The organism is Halorientalis brevis, assembly GCF_023077655.1.
Window position 1 is genome coordinate 25,431 of sequence record NZ_JALLGV010000005.1, and the last position, 19,642, is coordinate 45,072.

Here is a 19,642-nt window from a genome sequence, read left to right on the forward strand (position 1 = left end):
GGTACACCCCGAACTGTCGACGTTCGAGCGTTACAAAGTGGCGAGGATTTTTGCCGCCCGCGCTCCTGCGCTGGGTATGGGCGATTTCGACCTCGACTTACAGGCGGTCGAGGACCAGATGGAAGACGACGATCGTGAGGGGAGCCACATCATCCTCGGCGTCCTCGACGGCTCGACACCCGACGGCGAGTGGTTAGCTGAGATCGAAAACGGTGCCGTACTCGTGCTGAACATCGACGGCGACGTGAACGAACTCGCTGCGGGCTTCGCGCGCGACGTCAAGGCCTCTGGCGGCGAACTCATGCATTTCCGAGACTTCCTCATCGTGACGCCACCCGGTGTTATCATCGACACCGAGCGGCTTTGAAACGAAACGACTGGTCCCGTTGAAACCCTCGATTCGGGACAGTTCGGTCAGCGTGCTGAATACATAGCGCGTATTCCCTGCTGAGAAAAATTCTCTAATCCGCAAGATTCCTTGTGACTCTACGAAGTCTTCGTTAGCGGATGGACAATCTTAATATGCGAAAGTCGCAATTGCCCGATGATGAATGGGTCCGACCAAGACTGGTGGACGAATCAGCTGGATATAGAGATTCTCGATCAGAACGCTCAGCAAGTCGATCCGATGGGCGAGGAGTTCGACTACGCCGAGGCGTTCGAGTCGCTCGACTTCGAAGCCGTCAAGGAAGACATCGAGGAGGTTTTGACGACGTCGCAGGACTGGTGGCCGGCTGACTACGGCCACTACGGGCCGTTGATCATTCGGATGGCGTGGCACAGCGCCGGTACGTACCGCACCACCGACGGTCGGGGCGGCGCGTCCGGCGGGACACAGCGCTTTGCGCCCGTCAACAGCTGGCCCGACAACGCGAACCTCGACAAGGCGCGACGCCTTCTCGAGCCGGTCAAGCAGAAGTACGGCCGCAAACTCTCGTGGGCCGACCTGATCGTTCTGGCCGGGAACGTCGCCCTCGAGTCGATGGGCTTCGAGACGTACGGGTTCGCCGGTGGGCGCGAGGACGCCTGGGCACCCAACAAGGCCGTCGACTGGGGGCCCGAAGAGGAGATGATGGCGGACAAGCGCCACGACGAAGAGGGCAACCTCCAGGGAGACCTGGCCGCCGACCACATGGGCCTCATCTACGTGAACCCGGAGGGCCCGGGCGGTGAACCGGACCCGAAAGAGTCGGCCAAGTACATTCGACAGTCGTTCGACCGCATGGCGATGAACGACGAGGAGACGGTCGCGCTCATCGCCGGCGGACACACGTTCGGGAAGGTCCACGGCGCTGACTCCGACGACAACCTCGGTCCCGAGCCCGAAGCGGCCCCCATCGAGGAGCAGGGCCTCGGCTGGGAGAACGAGTTCGGCGAGGGCAACGGTCCCGACACGATAACCAGCGGGATCGAGGGGCCCTGGACCCAGACGCCCACAGCCTGGGATATGACCTTCGTCGAGAACCTGCTCGACTACAAGTGGTGGCCCGAAAAAGGCCCCGGCGGTGCGTGGCAGTGGACCACCCAAAACGGCGAACTCGACGAGTCTGCACCGGGCGTCGCGGACCCGTCGGACAAAGAAGACATAATGATGCTGACGACGGACGTCGCGCTCAAGCGGGACCCGGACTACCGCGAGGTACTCGAGCGCTTCCGGGACAACCCACAGGAGTTCCGGGAGACGTTCGCGAAGGCCTGGTACAAACTGATCCACCGCGACATGGGTCCGCCGGAGCGGTTCCTCGGTCCCGAAGTTCCCGACGAAGAGATGCTCTGGCAGGATCCCGTTCCCGACGCCGATTACGAACTGATCGGGGACGAGGAGATCGCCCAGCTCAAAGAGGAGATCCTCGATTCGGAGCTGTCGATCTCCCAGCTCGTCAAGACCGCCTGGGCGTCGGCGTCGACGTACCGCGACAGCGACAAGCGCGGTGGTGCGAACGGGGCCCGCATCCGCCTCGAACCCCAGAACAACTGGGAGGTGAACGAGCCGGAGGAGTTAGAGACTGTCCTGAAGACCCTCGAAGTGATCCAGGAGGACTTCAACAGCTCGCGCTCCGACGGAACGCGGGTCTCGCTCGCGGACCTGATCGTGCTGGGCGGCTGTGCGGCCGTCGAGCAGGCAGCAGCGGACGCCGGCTACGACGTTGAAGTACCCTTCGAGCCGGGCCGCACGGACGCCACGCAGGAACAGACCGACGTCGAGTCCTTCCAGGCGCTCAAACCGGACGCCGACGGGTTCCGTAACTACTTCGGAGGCGACCTCGACCGACCGGCCGAGGAGTCGCTGGTGGACAAGGCGGAGCTGCTGAATCTGACGCCGCCCGAAATGACCGTCCTGGTCGGCGGCATGCGGGCGCTGAACGCCAACTACCAGCAGTCCGACCTCGGCGTCTTCACCGACCAGCCGGAGACGTTGACCAACGACTTCTTCGTGAACCTGCTCGACATGAGCACGGAGTGGGAGCCAGTCTCGGACTCCAGAGACGTGTTCGAGGGGCGCGACCGTGACACGGGCGAAGTCAAGTGGAAGGGTTCCCGCGTGGACCTCGTCTTCGGTTCGCACTCTCGGCTTCGAGCCCTCTCCCAGGCCTACGCGAGTGACGACGCAGAGGAACAGTTCGTGCGTGACTTCGTTGACGCGTGGGACAAAGTGATGAGCCTCGATCGCTTCGACCTCGAGTGATCCAGACCGTAGCGTCGTAACGGACTCGCTGCTCGTTTTTTCGATCCGTCGTCCGATAACCGCCGGTCACCTGAACGTGAGACGATGGCCGTCGGGATCGACGACGCGGACGCCGTCGGTCACCGTCTGGACCGATCGAGCCTCGTCTGCGACGGCGTCGGCCGCTGCCTCGGGATCGGCCGTCTCGAACCCGAGATCGACGTGAACGCCGCCACGGCCGTCGGCGAGACCGAGTTGCGGCTCCCACAGTTCGAGGTCGAACGGGCCGGCTGTGAGGCGAACACGCGATCGCTCGTCGCCACGCCCCATCACCTCCATGCCGAGCGCCCGGTAGAAGGACTCGGCCCGGTCCAGATCAGCGACTTCGAGGACGATTTCGAAGATGCCGGTGATCCCCTGCCCGTCGGTGTCGCGCTGGCCGATTTCGACGCAGTTGCCCGCCACGTCGTAGAAGTACAGCGACTTCGCGTCGCCGAACTGGTGTTCCACCAGATCGAACGACTCCGAGAGGCGGTCCCACCAGCGATCGTACTCCTCGAACGGTGTCGAAAACGCGTAGTGCGTGTGGAGTCCGCCCCGGGGGACACCCTCTGGCCGGCGGAGGACGAGATCGGTGTCGCCGGCAGCCAGCACTGCGTCCGTCTCGCTCTCGCGAACGGGCTCTAAGTCGAGAAAGCTCTCGTAAAACGACTGCGCACGGTCGAGATACTTGACTTCGAGCGCCAGCCAGCGGAGCCCAGTGAGCATACACCACGTTCTGCCCGTACAGTCTTAACGGTGGGCCACGCGTCGGCCGTGACTAGCTATCGTAGTCAGCAGAAATTTTCACTGTCCACGAGCGTCAGCAGGTCTGTTTTCCGGCTCGCAACGCCCTGACCGAGTAGACTGTGAGCAAAGACTTCTGGTGACTACTATAGCCGCTCCGGGTGCGGGTGCCCGATTCACTGGCCATCACGAGCTAACGTTGTTTGCCACTGGACAAATATTTCGAACAGTGAATGAACTATAGGGCGATGTGTTGCCAGTTAACGACCTTTTTTGGTTCCTCGGACCCAATAATCGGGCCATGCCGATGAAAGGATCGGGAAAGGCGACGGAGTTCCGGGAGATCGATCGCCGTGACGACGGTGTCGGGTGGATCGCTTTTCCCGACGAGACCATGCAGCGGGCGAGTCACGCGTTCGCAATCGACGGCGACGTCTGGGTCTGCGATCCCATCGACGTGGAGGGCCTCGACGACTTGCTCGCCGAGTTCGGCGACGTGGCAGGCGTCGTCATCCTGCTGGACCGACACAAGCGGGACGCGGCAACAGTCGCGAATCGGCACGGCGTGGCCGTCCACGTGCCCGACTGGATGGACGGCGTCGTCGACGAGATCGACGCACCGGCCGAACGAATCCACCTCGAACTGGCCGACACCGGCGTCGGCGTTCACAAACTCGTCGACAACCGGTTCTGGCAGGAAGCCGCGCTGTACATCGAGGATCGAGACGAACTCATCGTTCCGGAGTCGGTCGGCACTGCCGACTACTTCCTGGTAGGGAGCGAGCGTCTGGGCGTTCACCCGATGCTCAGGATGAAGCCGCCGAAGAAACTCCGCCGATTCTCGCCGGACCGAGTGCTCGTCGGTCACGGTGCAGGCATTCACGACGACGCGAGCAAGGCGCTCTCTGACGCCGTCGCAGGTGCACGAGCGCGGACGCCAGGACTCTATCTGAAGAATCTCCGAAAACTGGTGTTGGGGTAGCCCCTGTTACGCGATAGCAATCTCGACGTCCTGGAGGTAGGAGTCCTCCCACTCGCGACGATCGGCCAGCGCACTTTCGCCCTCTTCGGTCAGTTCGTAGGAGTTCGTTCGGCGGTCGATCTGCCCTTTCTCGACGTAGCCTCGCTCGACGAGTTCGTCCAGATTCGGGTAGAGCCGACCGTGATTGACGTCACCCTCGTAGTAGTCTTCGAGTTCGGCCTTGATCGCCAGCCCGTATGCTTCGTCCAACCCGGCAAGGACGTATAGAACGTCTCTCTGAAACGCGGTAAGGTCGTGCATTGTTCATAGTTCTGTTGTGTTTTGACAGAGATAAAATTGTTGGCAGTCCAAAACCCGGTTAGAGTTACGTATTCCGACGATAGTTACCACTCAATAAATAATGATGTCATATTTAGCAATTGGTATATGCTGGCCACGGTCCGGTCGGTGAAATTATGTCTGCGACTGACGAAGGTGCTGTGTGGTCCACATCACTCGTGGTTTGGCCGAGACCCTGCTCCGGTTTGCTCGCGAACGTGACCCCGAGTCAGTCACAATCTCCCTTTCGGTGCGGACGGCCGCAGAGCTGGACGGCACGGATCTCGACGACGACACGCCCGTTTTTACACACTTCTATCTGCCGAACGCGGGAAAGTCCGTCAACGCGGTGTTCGGCGTCGATCTGGGGACGCCGGCCGGCCAGATTCAGGGCCGGTTCGTCTCACATCCGACCGGCGATCTCTCCGTGTCGAAACGGGACGACCTGGCAGAAGTCGTGTTCGTCGCCGTCCCGCCCTGGGAACGGGCGTCGCTGGCGGCGTTCGATCGGAAGGGGCGCCGCAAGGAACTCACAGTAGTCGATGCGGAACCGCCGGAAGAATCGGTGTCGCTGTGACGCTCGCGTCCCCGAACCGGGTACCAGATCAGTCCAGATAGCCCAGATCCTGCAGTTGCTCTGCGATCTCCGCGAACTCGGATTCGGTGAGTTCACCCCGGCGCTGGTGCTGGATGACGATACTTCGCAGGAGGAACCGAACGAGGTCGCTCGTACTGGAGAAACTCGTGCCCTCGATCGTCTCGTCGACGCGGTCGGCCAGATCAGTGGGAATCGAGACAGTAGTGTAATCGGTCATGTTGCTCCAAAGGGCGACCGGTCTGATAGGCATTGTGCTGGACGGCCAGGTCCGACTGCAAGGGGTAGGATTTTCGGTGTGGGAGCAGATAGTGATACGTAATGGGAGTTCGGCCACCGCAACAGGACGACGACGAACCGGATGCCATCGAGTTCGGCATTGCGGCGCTGGACGCACGACTCTCCGAAGTCGACATCGACTACCCGGCCACGGGCGAGACGATAATCGAGGCCCTCGGTGACGCCAAAATCCCCTACAACGCGACTGGGAATCGAATCGCGATCTCGGAGGTGATCGAGCGATCGAACGACGCGAGCTTCGAGTCCGAACAGGAACTGCTGAACGCGCTGCACCCCGTCTTCGAGGAGCTCCGCGAGTCCGCGTCGTCAAGCCTCTTCATGCAGCTGCGCGCACTCGTTCCGTTTTAATTCCCGTCGCCAGCGTCCCGTGACGCCGTGAGTTCTTCGGCCCCGTCCCGCTCTCGGAGGTCTGCGGCCTCCTGGGGCGTCGACTCCGCGCGTCGGCGGTCGCTCAACGATTCGGCCAGTTCCTCTAGTCTGCGCGTCTGCTCGCGGTTGAGCGCCACGATCATGTCCGAGAGGACGCCGAAAATCAGCAGCTGAACCCCGAAGATGATGGCCAGTGCGGCGACAACGGCGATGACCTCGTGTGAGGTTCGCGTCGTCAGCCACTCGATTGCGACGTACGCACCGAGCGCGACGCCTGCCAGCGAGCTCAGCACGCCCACGCTCCCGAAGTAAAACAGCGGGTTGTTCGTCTTCGCCATCTGGTACAGCGTCAGGATGATGACGCCGCCGTCTCTGAACGGGCGGAGATTGGTCTCGGACGCGTCCGGCCGCGCTTCGTAGCGAATCGGAACGACCTCCGTCTTGACGCCGTGTTTGACGCACTCGACAGCGAGCTCCGTCTCGATGCCGAAACCTGACGCGTTCAGACTCAGCCGGTCCATCGAACTCCGAGTGAACGCGCGGTACCCGCTCAGAATGTCCTGGAGGTTCCGCCCGTGGATCCAGCGGAACGCGCCGTTGATGAGTCGGTTCCCGACCTGGTTGAGTCGGGACATCGCACCCGTCTCCATGTCGGCGAACCGGTCGCCGATGACGTGTTCGGCTCGTCCCGAAAACAGCGGTTCGAGCATCGCGTCTGCGTCCTCGACCCGGTAGGTATCGTCGCCGTCTAGCATCAGGACGTACGGTTCGTCGATGTAGCGGAGGCTCTCACGGACGGCCTGTCCCTTGCCACTGCCGGACTGGACCTCGACGCGAGCCCCGTGGTCGGCAGCGATTTCTCTGGTGCCGTCCGTCGAATCGCCGTCCATGACGAGGACGTTCTCGAAGCCCTGCTCGGTGAAGTCGTCGATCACTGTGCCGATCGTCTCGGCTTCGTTCAGCGTTGGAATGAGTATACACACGTCCGAGCGGTCGGGCATCGTCGCAGTATGGTCACCACGGTCGCAAAAAGGTACGGTTCCTCCCTCGTCTCGCCAGACCGGTCTCACGTGTCAGTCCCCCTGCTCAATCGTCTGCGCGTTGGTCACTCATGTGTTCCCAGATCTCTGTACAGCCACACCCATCCGCCACGTCGTCGAGGTGTTCGGCGTCGTCCCCTGACTTGTTGTCGGACATAGTTACTCAGACTCTGAGTAACTATAGGCGTGTCATCTGATAAGTATCTTTCGGCAAACTTAGAAGGCGGGAAGGCGAACGACGCTGACATGACTGAGGAAGCGGTCGGGATGCTCGACCGATTGGGGTTGACAGAGTACGAGGCGACGGCGTTGACCGAGTTGCTCACGCTCGGCAGAACGACGGCACCGAACCTCGCCGAAGCGACTGGCATCCCGAAAGCGCGCATCTACGGCGTCCTCGACTCGCTGTCGGATCGCGGGTACATCAAGATCATTCCGGGCCGGCCCAAGGAGTACCAACCCAAATCACCGGCGGAGATACTCGAACGAGCGAAAGAGAACCGTCGACAGGACTACGAACAGTTCTGCCAGGAACTCGCCGACCTGGAGGACGCGTTCCTGGCGGAGTTCCAACCACGCTTCGAACGCGCCAGTCAGGACATCACACCGACGGAAGAACTGTTTCACGTAGTGGACGTCGGGGAACCGAGCGAACGCGAGACGCGACAGCTCTACCACGACGCGGCCGAGCGCATCCGCATCATCACGAAGAGCTTCGAGTACTTCGAGGCCGTTCGCTCCGCCTTCGAGGACGCACTCGCGCGGGGTATCGACGTGGACGTCCTCTTTCTCCACCCGGACCAACTGATCGAAGAGAACCGACCGATTCAGGAGGACCGGGTCGAGCGGATGGTGGACGAGTACCCATCGGTCGACCTGCGGTTCAGCGAGGAGAAACTCCCCTGGCGCGGGACCATCATCGATCCGAGCATGGACTACGAAACGGGGAACGCCATCCTGCTCGTCGAAGAAAAAGAGATTCCACTCCACATGCGGCAGGCCGCTATCACTGACAACGGATCGTTCGTTGCCGGACTCCAGCGCTACTTCGACCTCGTGTGGGAACACGAGAGCGTCGGCGAGTATCCATCATAATTGGCACGGACCGCGGGATATATTAGCTGTCTCTAGTATCTCAGCATATGCGCGTCCTCTATCTGACCGAAGAAGCGATTTCTTTCAGTGACGCGCTTGTCCGAGGGGGCGCGATCCACGTCCGCAACGTGGTTACGGGACTCAGAGACCGGGGTCACGACGTGTTCCTGCTCGATTGGAACACCGAGCCAGAGCGGCCGTTCCAACGGTCAGTGTCACCCCGGAGCCGGTTCGTCGAGGGACCGCTCAGAACGGTGGTCCGAGCAGTACAGGTCGGGAAACGAGAGTCCGTCGACGTGATCGTCTCGAAGACCCGGAAGACCTACCTTCCGGGCCTGATCGCTGCACGGCGACTCGGCGTCCCGCACGTCGTCCACGTCGGATCGAGTCTCGATCCGCCCACTGACGGACTCTCCCGTCGACTGGATCTCGCGTCGTTCACGGCGCGTCTGCGAGCACCCCACGACGGATACTTCGTCGTGTGTGATCACATCGGTTCACAACTCCGTACGAGAGGCGTCGCGGCCGACCGAATCTTCAACGTCCAGAACGCCGTGAACATCGACCGGTTCCACCCGGAAACGGTCCCGACGCCGCTGAGCGACCGCTTCCGCGACCGAATCGATCAGGACGGGGGCGGGTTCCGGTTGGGATTCGTCGGAGGGCTCCAGCCGTACAAGGGTCTCGATGACCTGGCGACCGCGCTCGATCAGGCAGACGCGGACCTGCACCTGCTCGTCGCTGGCGACGGTCCCGAACGGAGTCGACTCGAACGAACCTACGGTGCGGCCGCGACGTTCCTCGGCTCGGTTCCCTACGAGCAGATTCCCGCGCTGTACCACGAGTTCGACGCGTTGGTACTCCCGTCCCACACAGAAGGGTTGCCCCGCGTCGTCCTCGAGGCGCAGGCGACAGCGACGCCGGTCGTCGCTACGCGCGTGGGTGGCGTTCCTGAGGTCGTCCGGGACGGGCAAACGGGCCTCCTGTGTGAGGCGCGCGACCCGGCCGGCCTGGCGGCTGCACTCGATCGCCTCGCGGCGGACGACGCCGAACGTGCCCGACTTGGACGCGAGGGCCGGGCGGCAGTCGAGGGCGAGTTCTCGTGGACGGAGCTGTACGAGCGGTACGAGCGGTTCCTCGAACAGGTGATTGCCCTCGATGACCGACGTTGATCAGGCGATCCGTGACGTAGTCAAGGGTGCAAGCGTCGTCACCCTGGGATTGTTTCTGGAGCTTCTCATCGCCTTCGTCGCGCAAGTCGTCGCGGCCAACTACCTCTCGGTCGCGGACTTCGGCGGACTCACCGCCGGGACCGCCCTGTTGGACCTCGGCGCCATTGTGGGTGGGCTCGGTCTCGCGTCGGGGTTAACCAGGTACCTCCCGCGGGTCGACGAGGCCGAAAAACGGATGCTCGTCCTCGCGTCGGTCGGGATGGCGCTCGTCACGTCGACGCTCCTCGGCGCAGCGGTCGCACTCAACGCGTCGTTCATCGCCTCCACAGTGTTCGGGAACCCGAACGTGACGGTCAGCATTCGAGTATTCGGAGCCGCCATCCCGTTCGCGACGCTGTTGAACGTAGCCGTCGGTGGCATCCGCGGCCAGGAGCGGTCGACCTACTGGGTGTTCGTCAAGAACATCGTCCACCCGATCGTCCGCATCACGCTGGTAGTCGGGGCGGTGTTGTACGGCCTGGGACAGGCCGGACTCGCAGGGGCCTACGCCGTCCCGTACGCAGTCAGTGCGCTCATCGGTCTCGTCCTCTTACACCGGACCCTTCCCCGCTCGCGTGCACCGTTGAATCGGGACCGAGTCGAAGCGGTGACGCGCTATTCGTTGCCGTTCACCGTCAGCGAAATCTCCGGGTTCATCTATCGAAGCATCGATATCTTCCTCATCCTGTACTACATCGGCGATGCGGCAACCGGGATCTACGGGGTCGCCTACGCGGCCGTGAGCTTCATGGGAGTGTTCTCGACGGCGTTCAACTTCCTGGCCACTCCGATCGCGAGCCGGCTGGAGAACGACGCGGCCGTCGACGACGCGATGGAGATGTTTCGGGCAGTCGTCCGGTGGCTGATCGTCGCCAGCGTCTGTGCGCTGGTGCCACTCGGCGTGTTCGCGACCGACTTCATCGTCAATATCTACGGCTCTAAATACGCTGACGGGGGGATCGTCCTGACGGTCCTCGCGGTCGGGTTCGCGGCGAAAAACGTCCTCAGCATCAACAACTCCATCCTGGAGGCCGTCGGTCGGTCGAAAATCCTCTCGTTCAACAGCGCTCTCGCCGCCGTCACAAACCTGGCCCTCAACGTGGTACTCATCCCCAGATTCGGGATCATCGGTGCCGCACTCGCCACCACGGCGTCGTTTCTCCTCCGGGACGGACTGGCTGCCGTGCAGGTGTATCTCGCACTGGGCGAAACGCCGCTCGTCTGGCAAGCCACCCGACCGATCGCACTCGCAGTCCCGATCCTGGTGGTCGTGTGGCAGGTCGTCTCGCCCGCGACCCCGTCGACGCTTCTCTGGCTGATCGCAGTAACGGGACTGACGGCTCTCGTCTACGCGGTGACGGTGCTACTCACGTTCGGCCTCTCCGAGACGGAGACGATGATTCTCCGGTCGGCCGAAGAGCAGTACGGACTCGATCTCACGCGCTTCGACGGGCTGATCCGCTGGCTCTCTCAGCGATAACTTTCGCCGAACCAACACACCTAAATCGACTGCTCGGACATCTTCCGACAATGGGTATCGATCCGCGATACGCCCTCTCTGAGATCCGAAAGAACTTCACCTCGCTCAACTGGTGGCGAAATCGGGTGTTCGTCCCGTTCGTCATCGGGACTGCGACGCAGTTTCATCCAGGGTATCCGGGGTACGACGAGGGGATTCACGTCATGGAGGAAGACTGGGACACGATGATCGTCCTCGACGCCTGTCGAGCGGACTACTTCGAGCAGGTGGTCGATCTGGACCAGTACGACGAGTACGACAGCCGCGTCAGTTTGGGAAGCCACTCGAGCGAGTGGACCCGGCAAAACTTCCAGGGCGAGTCGTTCGGCGATACGGTGTACGTCTCGGCCAACCCGCACACGTCACTGGAAGCCGGCGACGCCTTCCACCACATCGTCGAACTCTGGGAGACGGACTTCGACGACGACGCCGGCGTCGTCCTTCCAGGCGCCGTCCGAGACGCCGCTATCGACGCCTACGAGGAGTTCCCTGACAAGCGGCTCATCGTTCACTTCATGCAGCCCCACGGCCCTTTCCTCGCGACCGAACGAGACGACTACGACGAGCAGTCGGCCTACTGGCAGGCGTACGTCGAGAACCTCGAGCTAGTCCTGCCGTACGTCGACGACATCATCGACGCCGTTCCGGGGAAGACCGTCGTCACGGCCGACCACGGACAGGTCTTCGCCAGCGGGCTGAAAGAACGGCTCGGCATCGGCGGCCACAAGGCTCGACTACGCTTCCCGTCGCTGGTCGAGGTTCCGTGGGCAGTCCGCGACGGAGAACGACGTGAGATTCGGACGGGCGAGATCAGCGAAGCTCAGGGGGAACAGGTTCAAGACCGACTCAAAGACCTCGGGTACGTCTGATCAGTCGACGTATCCCAGGTCCTCGAGTCGCTGTTTCACCTCGTCGCTCTCCTCGACGTCGGGTAAGTCTGTGTCCGTGGCTCGGGCCGCTTCGAGGTGCTCCTCGAGGACGTCGGTGAATCGTTCGACGGTCTCGGGATGCTCCCCGCTCACGTCCCGGGTTTCACCCGGGTCCGCCGACAGATCGTACAGCTCGACGTCGTCGGCCTCTCGATCCCAGAGACACTTCCACTCTGGCGTTCGCGTCGCCAACATGTCACCACCGCTCGAAGTGCAGATGACGACTCGTTCTTCGCGGTCCTCGCCCTCCATGAGCGGTTCCAGGCTTCGTCCCTGTGCCGCGTCCGGCGTTTCGGTGTCGGTGAGATCGTACAACGTCGGCGGAACGTCGATCAGCGACACCTGTTGGTCGATTTGCCGGCCGTCGCGACCGGGGACGTCGAACACCAGCGGCACGTGGACGAGTTCGTCGTAATTGTATGGGTGGTGCCCGTAACGGTCGTGTTCGCCGAATGCCTCCCCGTGGTCGGCGGTCACGACGACGGCAGTGTCCTCTCTTGCCCCCTGTTGTTCGAGCTTCCGGAGGAGACGGTCGAGATTGTGGTCCATGTATCGAATTTCCGCGTCGTAGAGGTCGAGCAGGTCCTCGCGGTCGTCGGCAGTGAGCGACTCGGGGTCTTCCTGCATTCGACCGTTGAGGTCCGCCTTCCGGCGAGTCGAGAGCGGTTCCATGTCGAGTTCCTCGACGAACCGATCCGGTGGCGTGAACGGGTAGTGAACGTCCATGTAGTGGAGCCACATGAAATAGGGCGTGTCCCCGTCCCACTCGGTCTCGAACCAGTCGATCGCGCGGTCCGTGATCTCGGTGGCTGGGGTATAGGCTGACGTGTCCGTCGTCATCGTCAAGTAGTGCCACCCTCTCCGCAGGACGCTGTAGAGCAACGAGTCGGCTGGTACGTACTTATCGACGACGTTCTTGATGGTGAGGGCGTCGTCCTCCGATTCCGCCCCGTCGTTGAACGTATCGAACCCGTGGTTGTAGTTTTTCTCCGGCCCGAGGTGCGGATTCGAATGGTATCCGACCGTCGTCATGCCGCCGTCCCGGAGCGTCTCCGAGAGGAACGGTCTCCGCTCGTCGAGGTAGCGGTACCCGCCATACATCGCGGGATACGTTCCGGTGAGGATGGTCGGGAAACTCGACGGCGTGTTCGGGCCGTTGGCGAACGCGCGGGTGAACGAAAAGCCATCCGTGGCGAGGCGAGACAGGGTCGGGGCAGGCTCGACCGGACGGTCCGAGTCGAGCGCCCTGTCGTACCTGAGACTATCGATGGTTACGAGGAGGACGTTGGAGACGGCCATTTACTGGTGACTTTCGACACCTCCCACATGAGTTTTTCTTGTCGTGCAAAAGGCACCAACCCAGTTAGGAGACGATCGCCGAATCTGTATAATCCAAACATATACAGTCCCCTCAAGCGGTCATACCAATAACGTCAGCCGCCTATGCCACAACACGCCATCCTCATCACAGTCGATTGTCTGCGGTACGACCGCCTCTCCGCCTTCGGGTACGACCGGCCCGTTTCGCCGACGATGGATGCCCTCGCGGCAGAGGGAACGCACTCCGACGAGGCGATCGCGACGGGTCCGAACACGCGAACGAGTTTTCCCGGCATCCTCTGCTCCACCTATCCGCTGATGTACGGAGGCTACGCCCAACTGACGGAGGAACGCGACGTCATCAGCGAGACGTTCAGAGAGCACGGTTTCCGAACCGTCGGCGTGAACACGAACACCCAACTCCACTCCCGGTTCGGGTGGGATCGAGGCTTCGACGTCTACTACGATAACGAGCGAACGATCGTCGACGACCCGGAAATCGAGATCGAAAAGGGTGAGGATGCGTCGTCTCCAATTCATGACGCCCTCGAAACCACGAAGTCGAAGGTCTACAGTTCTCTCGACCAGGATGGCGTTCCGTATCGGATTCTCGAATCGATCTATCGCCGGGTGGGGACCCGCACGCCGCCGCACACCTCCGCTGCTGACGCCGTCGACACGGCATTCACGTACCTCGACGCGCTCCCGGACGAAAAGCCACTGTTCCTGTGGGTGCATTTCATGGAGCCTCACTCGCCGTACGTCCCACCGAAGTCCTATCGCGACGAGTTCTTGGACGAACCGCTGTCGAGCGGCGAAATGTGGCAGATAAACGACAAGGTAAACTCACACGAGGACGAGGCGACGGACCGAGAGGTATCGATCATCTCCGACCTGTACGACGCGTCGGTGAAGGAGGTCGACGATCAAATCGGGCGACTGATCAACGGGCTACGCAAGCGCGACTACTGGGACGACGCTATTACGATCCTCTGTGGCGATCACGGCGAGGAGTTCCGGGAACACGGTGAACTGGCGCACGGCGGTCGACCCTACGACGAACTCGTCCGCGTACCGTTGATCATTCGATCGAACGACGAAACGGTCACGTCTCTCGACGGAGTGACGTCAACAATCGACATCGCACCGACGTTGCTGGACGCCACGGTAGACGATCTGAGCGTCCCCGAGAAGTTCCACGGTCTCTCGCTGTATCCGATCGTTCGGGGCGAGGAAGCGATGCCGGAGGACCGGGCGGTCTTCAGCCAGATCGCATCGGGTGGCTGGCGCGAAATCGATCTCAGCAATCGTATTACTGCGTGTCGAACCGACGAGTGGAAGTTGATCACGTATCGGCGAGACGACGAGGACGAGTTATACTACATTCCAGACGACCAGTACGAGCAACGCAACTGCGCGGCCGAACAGCCAGACGTCGTGGAACGCATGACCGAGCGCGTCGACGATCACTACGCGCTTGACGCATACGAACGCCACAGCATCAGGGACGCCGTCGAACCGGATCACCTCGGCGAACAGCTCGAAGCGCTCGGATACGTCGAGTGAGTGCCAGTTTACTCGTCGTCGCGTAGTTCCATGTATCCCAGCGCCTCGAGTTGCTTCCGGTCGACCTCGTCTTCCGGCTGGCGCGGATCTTCGACGTCGCGCTCGAAGACGTGATCGGGGATGTTTCGTTTGAGGCGGGAGACGACGGACTGATTGTCGGTAGCGACGTTCTCGTTTTCGTCCGGATCAGCGGTGAGATCGTACAGTTGTTCGCCGTCCCCGGTATCGATGTACTTCCAGCCGTCGTATCGGATCGCCACCGCCGGATCCCGGTCGTTTGGTTGGCCGAGAGTGACGACCTCCCGAGAATCCCCTTCGAAGAGCGGGGTCCCGAGGAAGTCGTAGTCGTCCGGATCGAGGCCGTGGAGCTGACAGATCGTGGGCGCCAGATCGAGCAACTGTCGCTGCTCTGTGACGGTCTCGCCACCCGCGGGATCGGTCGCTCGCTTGGCGAGCAGTGGCACGGATATCAACTCGTCGTACGGGTAGTTCCGGTGGAAGTAGTTGCCGTGTTCGTAGAATTCCTCCCCGTGATCGCTCGAAAACAGGAGGTTCAGGTCGCTCCAGAGGTCCTGCTCACGGAAGTACTCAAAGAGACGTGAGATGTGCTTCGAGCAGTACCGGAGGTCAGAGTCGTAGAGATCGATCAATAGCTCGCGTTCGGAGTCGGAAATTGCGTCGGGATCGGTCCCGGCGGTTTTCATCAGGTCGCGGATTCGTTCCTGTTCGACCGGGCGGTCGAGATACGCCGGTTCGTCCTCGTGGACGCCGTACGGACGGTGTGCTTCCATGTAGTGAACCCACAGGAAGAAGTCCTCGCGCTCGGTTTCCTCGAACCAGTCGATGACTCGGTCGGTGACCACCTCGGCACTGGTGTAGCCGCTGTGTTCGAAGGGTGTTTCCGGGTAGAGTTTCCGGTATGGCTCCTTCAGGAGGTCGTAGACTCTGTCAGCGCCGCGGCGCTGCAGTTGCTGGCTGATCCAGGAAGCGACCTTGTTCACGCGGTAGGCGACCAGTTCTCGCGTCGGCCGGTCAGTGTTCGCCTCGTCGAAGTACTCGTCGCGGCCGAGGTCGATCGTCTCCCCGTACTCGAACCCACCGTGAACGAGGCCGATGCCGGTCTGTGTCCCGATGACCGCCGTCTCAGTGCCGGCGTCCTCGAGCACCGGTGCCAGTTTCGGGACGGCATCGAGGTTCTCGTACGCGAGATAGCGTGACGTCTGGAACGACGGCACGGAGATGCGAGTGTAGGTCCCGTTGGAAAACGCCGACGCGAATCGCGTTCCCTCTTCGGTGATCTCGTCCAGGATGGGCATCGTGTCGCGCTCGTACCCGTACTGTCCGAGGTGATCAGCACGGAGCGCATCGACTGTCAGCAGTAGCGTCTTCATCGGTGATAGTACGTAATTATCCTGAGGTTTGATAAAGTATTTCGAGTGGCGTCACGAGTACGCCCGAATCAGGCCTCGATCTCCGAGAGCAAGACGCCCTGGTCGACAGCCGAACACAGTTCCTCGAACGCCTCGAACCCGTCCGCGAGTTGCATACAAGCCGGGTGCGCGAGGACGGTGCCGACGACGTCCGCGTCCCGATGGTCTGCGAGGTGGTCCAGCACCCATTCGACCCATCCCTCGGGTGAGCGAGATTCAGTACCGAACGGACCCTCGAACCCGGATTCGGCGACGAACTCCGGCGTCCGGAAGGCGTGATACACGTGCTCGTGATCCGGCGGCGTGTTGATCGGAACCACGGTTAGTTCGGATCGCTCCCGGACCGTTCCCCGCGGCTCGACGGCGTCTGAGTAGTGCGTGATCCCGTGATCCTGGAGGAGGTCTGCCGTGTGGCTGTCGTGACGGTACGCGTGATCTCGCCACGCGGTGATCCGGACGCCGAGTTGCTCGAAGACGTCGATAGTCTTGCGAATCTCGTGGGCTTGGAACGGGCGCGGCCCCATCCAGGACCCGACTCGGCCACCAGTCACTTTCCCGAGCGCACGCCAGGCTGCGTGAACAGGTGTCGTGAACCCCCAGTAGTTGTGACCGGCGAGTTCGACGTTGTCCATCGCAGCCAGTTCCGCCATCAGGTCAGGCTCCTCTGTGACGCACTTGCCAGTACAGAACAGCGTCACGGGAACGTCGTGTTCGGCCGCGATCTCGGCGTACTCGACGGCGGCTGCCACCTCAGTCCCGTCGAGATACGCTTGATCTCGGGTGTCCATCCCCATGTGATGGACGTCACCGGTGATGCAAACCGTCATTCGAGATAGCCGAGATCTTCGAGTCGGTCCTGGACCTCTTCGCGGGCCGCATCGGTAGCGGCCTCGAACGGGATCGGCTCGCAGGTCTCGTGCTCCACGTCGCCGAACAGCGGGAGCGGCCTGCCGTCCATGTCCGTGGGGACGGCGCAACCGACGCTCTGGAGCACCGTCGGTGCGATATCCGTAATCGAGATGGGTCCGTCGAGATCGGTCGCTTCGACGCCCGGCCCGTCGGCGAGGAACAGTCCGGTCCGGACGTTCTCGGCCTCCCAGCGACCGACGTCGGAGAACACAGGGTTCGACCCGATCGCACCGCTCGTATGGACGCCGGGACGCTGGTCGAAGACGATCTCCGGTGCGTCCTCGGTGTAGGGGCCGTCGTAGGCCTCTTCGCGTCGCATAACGTTGCGGGCGATTGGCTCGCCGTCCTCGTCAGTGAGTTCCGACAGATCGTCGACGAGTTGCTCGACAGTGTCCGGATCGTCGTCGATGACGTACACGAGTCCCTGGCCGCTAGCTATCGCCTTCGAACGGTCCCAGTCGACCTTTTCCAGTTTCTGTTCGCGTTTGAATCCCTCCTCGTCGTCGGGGAGCTGCTCGGTGATTCGATCCGGGGCCAATTTGGTCACGAGACTGTGAATCCCGAGTTTGTGGGCGAGTTTCGAGAGTCGTTTCTTGTTGATGCCGTACTCCGTGAGCAGGTCTTTGGTCTCCCCTTTCGTGACGAGGTAGCCTTGCTCTTCGAGCCAGGAGTTGGCGTAAAAGACGGTGTCGACGTCCTTACAGCCGTGGTCGGACATCAGTACCAGGGACGCGTCGGGATGTGCATCCCTGATCGCCCCGATCTGTTCGTCGATGACTTCCCACGCTCGGCGGGTCGGCTCGCCACGCCAGAAGAAATGCTGGAGGACGTTGACGTAGAAGACGGTGCAGTGGGCGACGTCCACGTCTGTCTCGTCGAGGCGTTCACGGAACGTCACCAGCCGCTGCTCGATCAAGTCGACGAGTCCGTCAGCCGCCGTCCGGTCGTCCTTCGCCGTGACCGGTGTCTCCGGATGGAGACTGTACCCGTCCGCGTCGAGGCGCTCGCCCAGTTCCGCTGGGTGCGTGTAGTTCTCCTGCTCGCTCCCGGGCCCACCCGCGATCATGAACTCCTCGACTTCGAACGGCGGATACGTCATCGGGAGGTTCATGATACCGGCCGACAACCCCTCCCGGTTGAGGTAGTCCCAGTAGTTAGCGCTCTTGAACGAGCGCGAGTCCGGCGTCGTGAGGGTTTGTCGGTCGGTATCGATCGTCTCCCACCAGAAGACGCCGAGTTTCCCCGGATTCTTCCCGGTCGAGTAGCATCGCCAGTTCGGACACGTGACTGGCGGGAAACAGCTGTGCATGTCGGTCCACACCCCACGGTCTCGGAGGGCCTCGATGTTGGGCAACCGTCCCTCGTCGAGCCAGGGTTCGAGCAGCGCCCAGTTGGCCCCATCCAGACCGAGTACGATTGTTTCAGTCATAGTTAACAGAAGTTCGTCGCCCGGAACTGGTCGTACAACCGGACGACGTTGGATTCGAGTTGGTTTTGAAATGCTGTCATTGAGAATTTTTCGACCCGTTCGCGCGGCTCAGATTCGATCCCGTCACGCTCGAACCGCGCGACCGCATCCCGGATACCGGCGGCCGTCCCGTCGTGGAGCAGACCGTTCTCCCCCTCCTCGACGAACAGTCCCGGAAATCCCTCGTCGCGGGTGAGCACTGCCTTGCCACTTGCGTTGCCCTCGATGGGAACGATCCCGAAATCCTCGTTGTAGGCGTTGAACACGAGTGCTCGGCAGTTCGCGAGCAACTCGAACTTCGCGGACTCGTCGACGAATCCCCGATAGTCGATGCTGTCGGCACGACGAATGCGGGCCATCACGTCGTCGCTCACGTCACCGCGGCCGCCAGCCAGCACGAGTCGATTGTCGGTGCCAGCGAACGCCTCGACGATCGCAGGAATGCCCTTCTCCTCGTCGAGGCGGCCCAGGTGAAGGTAGTACCCCTCGTCCCCGCGATCCTCGTATTCGTCGACGGCGACCGGGGGATAGAGTACCTCCGAGTCACGCTCGTAGTACTTCCGGATACGGCGGGCAACGATCGGACTGTTGGCGAAGTAACCGTCGACGCGGGCGTCCACGGTGGCATCGCGCATGCGCAGGTACCGCAACAGTGGGCGAGCCAACTGGCCGACCAGCGAGTCTTTGCGGTCGTGATAGCGGTCGTAGAACCACCGTGCCGGCGAGTGGCAGTAGTTGAGATGGAGGGTGTCATCGGGCGTAATTACGGCCCGGGTGGTCGCCCCAGACGTGAGCAACACATCTGGACGACCGAATTCGCGCCAGTCGACGTCTTCCCAGAGGGCGTACTCGAACACGCGGCCGACGCGAGTCTGGAGCCGCCGGAGGGGACCGGGCGAGAGCGTGTCGGTCACGTCGACGAACTGCACGTCACCGTATGGATTGGTCGTGTCGGGATCCGGTTCGCCGAGTGTGTACACGCGGTCACACCCGAGCGCCTCGGCGAGTTTCGTCACGAGGTACTCGGCCCCGCCCCACGCGTTGACCCCCCAGTGGGCGACGGCGACCTCGAGGTCACTGAGGTCTGTCGACGCGTCGGCGTCCGTCATTGTATGGCAACTCCGTGGGCGCATCTATAAG

The 19,642-nt window shown here is 62.1% G+C and carries 19 protein-coding genes; 10 read left to right on the plus strand and 9 right to left on the minus strand.

The features are described 5' to 3' along the window. Positions 1-76: 76 nt before the first annotated feature. Positions 77-367 carry a DUF5779 family protein gene (locus tag MU553_RS11990; RefSeq protein ID WP_247378175.1) on the plus strand — a complete coding sequence of 97 codons (291 nt, stop codon included), beginning with the start codon at positions 77-79 and terminating at the stop codon, positions 365-367. 180 nt (positions 368-547) lie between these two features. Next, entirely contained in the window at positions 548-2,686 is a 2,139-nt protein-coding gene (katG, locus tag MU553_RS11995; RefSeq protein WP_247378177.1) for a catalase/peroxidase HPI, read from the plus strand. A 66-nt stretch (positions 2,687-2,752) separates the two neighbouring features. On the opposite strand, the gene MU553_RS12000 is transcribed toward katG, so the two are convergent. Then, the gene (locus tag MU553_RS12000) at positions 2,753-3,433 is read right to left on the minus strand and encodes a VOC family protein (RefSeq protein WP_247378180.1); all 681 of its coding nucleotides are present in this window, start codon (positions 3,431-3,433) and stop codon (positions 2,753-2,755) included. Positions 3,434-3,752: 319 nt separating this feature from the next. Between MU553_RS12000 and MU553_RS12005 the strand changes: the two genes are divergently transcribed. Next, on the plus strand, positions 3,753-4,433 hold the full coding sequence (locus tag MU553_RS12005) for a hypothetical protein (protein WP_247378182.1): 681 nt from the start codon (positions 3,753-3,755) through the stop codon (positions 4,431-4,433). Between the two features lie 6 nt (positions 4,434-4,439). On the opposite strand, the gene MU553_RS12010 is transcribed toward MU553_RS12005, so the two are convergent. Beyond that, positions 4,440-4,733: a PadR family transcriptional regulator gene (locus MU553_RS12010; protein WP_247378184.1), complete on the minus strand. Its 294-nt coding sequence runs from the start codon at positions 4,731-4,733 to the stop codon at positions 4,440-4,442. Between the two features lie 181 nt (positions 4,734-4,914). Here MU553_RS12010 and MU553_RS12015 point away from each other — a divergent pair, with 181 nt between their 5' ends. After that, entirely contained in the window at positions 4,915-5,328 is a 414-nt protein-coding gene (locus tag MU553_RS12015; protein ID WP_247378186.1) for a JAB/MPN domain protein-containing protein, read from the plus strand. A gap of 28 nt (positions 5,329-5,356) precedes the next feature. Here the strand turns inward: MU553_RS12015 and MU553_RS12020 are convergent, their stop codons facing one another. Further along, on the minus strand, positions 5,357-5,566 hold the full coding sequence (locus MU553_RS12020) for a ribbon-helix-helix domain-containing protein (protein ID WP_247378188.1): 210 nt from the start codon (positions 5,564-5,566) through the stop codon (positions 5,357-5,359). 101 nt (positions 5,567-5,667) lie between these two features. Here MU553_RS12020 and MU553_RS12025 point away from each other — a divergent pair, with 101 nt between their 5' ends. Beyond that, the gene (locus MU553_RS12025) at positions 5,668-5,994 is read left to right on the plus strand and encodes a DUF5789 family protein (RefSeq protein WP_247378190.1); all 327 of its coding nucleotides are present in this window, start codon (positions 5,668-5,670) and stop codon (positions 5,992-5,994) included. Here MU553_RS12025 and aglJ read toward each other — a convergent pair. Beyond that, the gene (gene aglJ / locus MU553_RS12030) at positions 5,991-7,016 is read right to left on the minus strand and encodes an S-layer glycoprotein N-glycosyltransferase AglJ (protein WP_247378192.1); all 1,026 of its coding nucleotides are present in this window, start codon (positions 7,014-7,016) and stop codon (positions 5,991-5,993) included. The genes MU553_RS12025 and aglJ overlap by 4 nt on opposite strands. Before the next feature lie 285 nt (positions 7,017-7,301). Between aglJ and MU553_RS12035 the strand changes: the two genes are divergently transcribed. Genes MU553_RS12035 through MU553_RS12050 form a run of 4 tightly spaced genes read left to right on the plus strand, consistent with a single transcriptional unit; the run spans position 7,302 to position 11,749 of the window. Further along, positions 7,302-8,150 carry a TrmB family transcriptional regulator gene (locus tag MU553_RS12035; protein WP_247378194.1) on the plus strand — a complete coding sequence of 283 codons (849 nt, stop codon included), beginning with the start codon at positions 7,302-7,304 and terminating at the stop codon, positions 8,148-8,150. A gap of 47 nt (positions 8,151-8,197) precedes the next feature. Beyond that, positions 8,198-9,322 (plus strand): glycosyltransferase family 4 protein, encoded by a 1,125-nt coding sequence (locus MU553_RS12040; RefSeq protein WP_247378196.1) that lies wholly within the window; start codon positions 8,198-8,200, stop codon positions 9,320-9,322. Beyond that, the gene (locus MU553_RS12045; protein WP_247378198.1) at positions 9,309-10,841 is read left to right on the plus strand and encodes an oligosaccharide flippase family protein; all 1,533 of its coding nucleotides are present in this window, start codon (positions 9,309-9,311) and stop codon (positions 10,839-10,841) included. Before MU553_RS12040 ends, MU553_RS12045 begins: the two co-directional genes overlap by 14 nt. 50 nt (positions 10,842-10,891) lie before the next feature. Next, the gene (locus MU553_RS12050) at positions 10,892-11,749 is read left to right on the plus strand and encodes an alkaline phosphatase family protein (RefSeq protein ID WP_247378200.1); all 858 of its coding nucleotides are present in this window, start codon (positions 10,892-10,894) and stop codon (positions 11,747-11,749) included. On the opposite strand, the gene MU553_RS12055 is transcribed toward MU553_RS12050, so the two are convergent. Continuing rightward, positions 11,750-13,108 carry a sulfatase family protein gene (locus tag MU553_RS12055; protein ID WP_247378201.1) on the minus strand — a complete coding sequence of 453 codons (1,359 nt, stop codon included), beginning with the start codon at positions 13,106-13,108 and terminating at the stop codon, positions 11,750-11,752. It lies immediately after the preceding gene. A gap of 144 nt (positions 13,109-13,252) precedes the next feature. Here MU553_RS12055 and MU553_RS12060 point away from each other — a divergent pair, with 144 nt between their 5' ends. Then, the gene (locus tag MU553_RS12060) at positions 13,253-14,695 is read left to right on the plus strand and encodes a sulfatase family protein (RefSeq protein ID WP_247378203.1); all 1,443 of its coding nucleotides are present in this window, start codon (positions 13,253-13,255) and stop codon (positions 14,693-14,695) included. 8 nt (positions 14,696-14,703) lie between these two features. Here the strand turns inward: MU553_RS12060 and MU553_RS12065 are convergent, their stop codons facing one another. The 4 genes from MU553_RS12065 to MU553_RS12080 form a co-directional block, all read right to left on the minus strand. After that, on the minus strand, positions 14,704-16,086 hold the full coding sequence (locus tag MU553_RS12065; protein ID WP_247378205.1) for a sulfatase family protein: 1,383 nt from the start codon (positions 16,084-16,086) through the stop codon (positions 14,704-14,706). A 68-nt stretch (positions 16,087-16,154) separates the two neighbouring features. Next, positions 16,155-16,952: a polysaccharide deacetylase family protein gene (locus MU553_RS12070; RefSeq protein ID WP_247378207.1), complete on the minus strand. Its 798-nt coding sequence runs from the start codon at positions 16,950-16,952 to the stop codon at positions 16,155-16,157. Continuing rightward, complete coding sequence (locus MU553_RS12075; protein ID WP_247378209.1) at positions 16,949-18,463, minus strand: alkaline phosphatase family protein; 1,515 nt, start codon at positions 18,461-18,463, stop codon at positions 16,949-16,951. Before MU553_RS12075 ends, MU553_RS12070 begins: the two co-directional genes overlap by 4 nt. A 2-nt stretch (positions 18,464-18,465) precedes the next feature. Further along, positions 18,466-19,611 carry a glycosyltransferase gene (locus MU553_RS12080; protein ID WP_247378212.1) on the minus strand — a complete coding sequence of 382 codons (1,146 nt, stop codon included), beginning with the start codon at positions 19,609-19,611 and terminating at the stop codon, positions 18,466-18,468. Positions 19,612-19,642 lie beyond the last annotated feature (31 nt).